General features: G+C 66.1%; 1 protein-coding gene. It reads right to left on the bottom strand.

What is annotated here, in order from left to right:
• Positions 1-254: 254 nt before the first annotated feature.
• Positions 255-598: transposase (locus ABNF97_RS34005; RefSeq protein WP_349341080.1), on the bottom strand; the 344-nt coding region annotated here is incomplete at its 5' end.

Raw genomic sequence — 598 nt, 5'->3', positions numbered from 1 at the left:
TCGCGTGCACCACTGCGACGTCGTCGCGATCAACGGACCCAGCTACCGACTCAAGAACCGCCTCACCGCCATCGACGGCCAAGCCAACGTCGCCTGACCTGGCCACGTTCATCCGTACCTACCTGGGGACGCACACCCGTACGCCGACACGCTGCCCGTCCGGGTCGCCGGCCGCGAGGCGCCGCCAGGGGTGTGTCAACTAGACGGTGGAGATTTTTCTCGCGTGTCTTGATCGGTGTGGAGTTGTGTCGATGTCAGTGGCGGCCGGCGGAGACTCGACCGTCGAAGGTGATATCGAAGGCGTTCAGTGCGGCTTTCCATCGGTTGGACCAGCGGGCGCGGCCCTTGCCGGTCGGGTCGAGGCTGACCACGGTCAGGTAGAGGACCTTGAGGGCGGCCTGCTCGGTGGGGAAGTGTCCGCGGGCGTTGACCGCGCGGCGGAAGCGGGCGTTCAGGCTCTCGATCGCGTTGGTACCCGGTATGAAATCAGGTGGAGGCCCGCGTGGTGTTCCGCTGGTCCGGCACTCTTGGTCGGGCATACGGTGTGACCGTCCGGAACAGGGGCCTTCGGGGAACACGTATGGGCAGGCCGTTCTTG

Source organism: Plantactinospora sp. B6F1 (assembly GCF_040120695.1).
Taxonomy (GTDB): Bacteria; Actinomycetota; Actinomycetes; order Mycobacteriales; family Micromonosporaceae; genus Plantactinospora.
This window is presented reverse-complemented; position numbering and strand designations above follow the sequence as displayed.